A 4,067-nucleotide genomic window follows, 5' to 3' on the forward strand; every position below is an offset into this window, starting at 1 on the left:
GACTCTCAACCGATGTAGTTATAGGTACCGGCGCGTTTTACGCGCACATGGGCGCAGTTGGCGGCCAGAATGAACCATACCACCAGAGCAAGGTAATGGGCACATCAACCTGCGATATTTTAGTAGCCCCGTCATCAGAGATGGAAGGTAAACTGGTACGTGGGATCTGCGGACAGGTTAACGGCTCTGTTATCCCGGGCATGGCAGGTTTAGAAGCTGGTCAGTCGGCTTTTGGCGATACTTATGCCTGGTTTAAAAACATCCTTGCCTGGCCATTAAATAACCTGCTTTCACAATCGCAGGTAATTGATGCGGCTACTGCCGAAGCTTTGAAGGAAGAAATTTCTGAAATGATCATCCCTGAACTAAGCAGGCAGGCAGCTTTATTGCCCATAGAAGAAAGCAATGAGCTGGCTATCGACTGGTTTAACGGTCGCCGTACACCTGATGCCAACCAGGAACTGAAAGGTGCTATCACCGGTTTAGGTTTAGGCAGCGATGCCCCAAGGGTATTCCGTGCATTGGCCGAGGCTACCTGCTTTGGTGCCAAAAGCATTGTCGACCGCTTTATCAGTGAAGGGATCCCGGTTAAAGGGATCATCGGTATTGGCGGCGTGGCTAAAAAGTCACCATTCGTAATGCAAATGATGGCCGACATCTTGGGTATGCCTATCCGTATTCACCAGTTTAAACATACCTGTGCTTTGGGTGCAGCCATGTTTGCTGCTGTGGTAGCTGGCATCTACCCAACTGTTGAGGAAGCTATGGCAGCTATGGGCCGCGGTTTTGACGTGGTATATGAACCAAACATCGCGCTGAAAGAAGTATATCAGCAGCGCTATAACCAATACAGCGTACTGGGCAAGTTTGTAGCTGCCGAAGTTGCTTTGAAAAACAATCCTGAACTGCAAAACGCATAATAAAGTAATGAGCAAGTATGATCATATAAGGCTTAGTGCCTATAATGCCAACATGCAGCTGCCCAAACTGGGCCTGGTGTTGTTCACCTTTGGTAACGTAAGCGCTGCCGATAGGGAATTAGGCGTGTTCGCCATTAAACCAAGCGGCGTACCTTATGAAGACCTTTCGCCGGAGAAAATGGTGATCGTTGATTTTGACGGCAATACCGTTGAAGGTGATCTTCGCCCATCAAGCGATACCAAAACACACGCCGTGCTTTACAAACATTGGGAAGGTATCAACGGTATTGTACACACGCACTCTACCTACGGAACCGCCTGGGCGCAGTCGCAACGGGATATCCCCATCTTCGGTACTACCCATGCCGATCATTTAACGGTTGATATACCGTGTGCTCCTCCCATGAATGATGAAATGATCAAGGGTAACTACGAGTATCAAACAGGTTTCCAGATCATGGAATGCTTTGAAGAAAAAGGCCTGGATTATAAAGAGGTTGAAATGGTATTGGTTGGTAACCACGCGCCATTCACCTGGGGCAAAACTGCCGAAAAAGCGGTTTACAACAGCGCCGTGCTGGAGGCTGTTGCCCAAATGGCCTACCTCACCGAGCAAATTGACAAAAGCGCCCCACGCTTAAAAGATGCGCTGATCAAAAAACATTACGAGCGCAAACACGGACCTGATTCATATTACGGACAATAAACCTGATGAAAAAAATAAACCTGTTTTTCCTGCTGCTTTGTTTTTTCGCCTGCACCCGGTTATCGGCACAGGTAGCAGCTACACCGCCTATGGGCTGGAACAGTTATAACTGTTTTGGTTCGGCAGTACATGAAGATGAAGTAAAAGCTAATGCCGATTATATGGCAGAGCATCTCAAGCAACATGGCTGGGAGTATGTAGTTGTGGATTTTTTATGGTCGTACGATAACCCTCCGGGCAGTAACATCGGCAACCCATTCCAATTGCGTTTACAGGATGGCTCATATGTGCCATGGCTTACCATGGATAAATGGGGGCGTCTTACACCTCAGCCTACCAAATTCCCCTCGGCTTTTGGCGGTAATGGTTTTAAACCGCTGGGCGATTATATCCACAGCAAAGGTTTAAAATTCGGTATCCACGTTATGCGCGGTATCCCAAGGCAGGCCGTTTGGTCAAAATCGCCGGTAAAAGGAACCAATGGCATCACTGCCGATATGGTGGCCGATACCAACTCAAAATGCCCATGGATGAACCACATGTACGGGCTGGATATGAAAAAGCCAGGTGCACAGGAATACCTGAACTCGCTGCTGGAGCTTTATGCCTCATGGGGTGTTGATTTTATTAAGGTGGATGACCTTTCGCGCCCCTACAGCAATGCTGAGGTTGAAGGTTACCAGAAAGCCATCCAACAATGCGGCAGGCCGGTTGTGTTAAGTCTTTCGCCTGGCGAAACCCCGGTTGCACAGGCCGCTCATGCTACCAAATATGCCAATATGTGGCGTATGGCCGATGATTTTTGGGATAACTGGAAAGAGATCCTGCATATGTTTGATTATGCCAAAAGCTGGGAAGGCGTAAGCGGCCCCGGTCACTGGCCAGATTGCGATATGATCCAGATCGGTAAGTTGAGCAAACGTGGTCCGGTAGGTCAGGAGCGTTTTAGTCGCTTTACCGAGGATGAAGAATATACCCACATGACGTTTTGGAGCATTTTCCGCTCGCCCCTAATGATAGGCGGCAACCTGCCCGAAAACCGCGATTTTGAGTTGAACCTTTTTACCAATGACGAGGTAATTGCGGTAAACCAAAAAGGATCAAGCCCCAAGCAATTGTATAAAAAGGACGGCGCCATGATCTGGTACTCACAGATCCCCGGCAGCAAGGATATTTACGCCGCCTTTTTCAACATCGGCGATGATGACAAATCCGTAGCCCTGAATTTTAAAGACCTGGGCCTGAAAGGTAAAGTAACTGTGCGCGACCTGTGGAAAAAGCAGGATGTTGGCCAGTATAGCTCAGGTTATCAGCAAAAAATAAATAAACACGGTGCAGCATTATTTAGGCTGTCTCCAAAAAACTAAGACCAATTCACTAAATCAATAATTCGCAAAATCAATAATTAATTATAATGATCGATCTGAAAACATTTGAAGTATGGTTCATTACCGGGAGCCAGAATTTATACGGGGAAGAAACACTGAAGAAAGTTGCCGAGCACTCGCAGGAAATAGCCAAAGGAATTGACGGTGCTGCCAATATCCCTGTGCGCGTGGTATACAAACCTGTTGTTAAATCAACCGAAGAAATTTATAACACCTTACAGCAAGCTAACGTTGCCGAAAACTGTATCGGTGTTATTGCCTGGATGCATACTTTTTCACCTGCCAAAATGTGGATCCGTGGCTTAAGCATCCTTAAAAAACCGATGCTGCACCTGCACACTCAATATAACCGCGATATTCCATGGAGTTCAATTGATATGGATTTCATGAACCTGAACCAGAGCGCCCACGGCGACAGGGAGTTTGGTTTCATGGTATCATGTATGCGCATCAACCGTAAGGTTGTTGTTGGCCACTGGCAGGACAGCGAAGTGTTGAAAGACATTGAAAGCTGGAGCCGTGCAGCCGCAGGCTGGTATGACTGGCAAGGTGCTAAATTTGTTCGTTTTGGTGATAACATGCGCTTTGTTGCTGTTACCGATGGTGATAAAGTTGAGGCTGAATTGAAATTTGGTTTCGCTGTAAATACTTATGGCATTGGTGATCTGGTTGCTGTTGTTGATAGCATCAGCGATGCTGAGGTTAAAGCCCTTACTGACGAGTACGAAGCTACTTATACTATGGCCGACGATCTTAAACAAGGCGGCGCAAGATATCAATCGGTATATGACGCTGCCAAAATCGAGCTTGGTTTACGCAAGTTTTTACAGGATGGCGGCTTCAAAGGTTTCAGCGATACTTTTGAAGATCTGCATGGCATGATCCAGTTACCGGGTATTGCCTCACAGCGTTTAATGGCCGATGGCTATGGTTTTGCCGGTGAAGGCGACTGGAAAACTGCTGCCTTAGTACGTGCTTTCAAAGTAATGGGCGCAGGCTTGCCAGGCGGTAACGCTTTCATGGAAGATTATACTTACCATTTCGACCCGAACA

4 protein-coding genes are annotated in these 4,067 nt (G+C 47.2%); all 4 read left to right on the top strand.

Annotation, left to right across the window (positions count from 1 at the left end):
- Positions 1-920: FGGY-family carbohydrate kinase (locus VF500_RS30415; RefSeq protein WP_330863252.1), on the top strand; the 920-nt coding region annotated here is incomplete at its 5' end.
- Positions 921-927: 7 nt separating this feature from the next.
- The gene (locus VF500_RS30420) at positions 928-1,626 is read left to right on the top strand and encodes an L-ribulose-5-phosphate 4-epimerase (RefSeq protein WP_090528897.1); all 699 of its coding nucleotides are present in this window, start codon (positions 928-930) and stop codon (positions 1,624-1,626) included.
- Positions 1,627-1,631: 5 nt separating this feature from the next.
- Positions 1,632-2,993, top strand: coding sequence for a glycoside hydrolase family 27 protein (locus VF500_RS30425; RefSeq protein ID WP_330863253.1), 1,362 nt, complete (start codon positions 1,632-1,634; stop codon positions 2,991-2,993).
- Between the two features lie 47 nt (positions 2,994-3,040).
- Positions 3,041-4,067: L-arabinose isomerase family protein (locus VF500_RS30430; RefSeq protein ID WP_330863254.1), on the top strand; the 1,027-nt coding region annotated here is incomplete at its 3' end.

The organism is Mucilaginibacter sp. (genome assembly GCF_036383575.1).
GTDB lineage: Bacteria > Bacteroidota > Bacteroidia > Sphingobacteriales > Sphingobacteriaceae > Mucilaginibacter.

Excerpts from the sequence above, each read along its gene's own strand:
- VF500_RS30420 (WP_090528897.1), top strand. The coding sequence starts at position 928 with ATGAGCAAGTATGATCATATAAGGCTTAGTGCCTATAATGCCAACATG.
- VF500_RS30425 (WP_330863253.1), top strand. The coding sequence starts at position 1,632 with ATGAAAAAAATAAACCTGTTTTTCCTGCTGCTTTGTTTTTTCGCCTGC.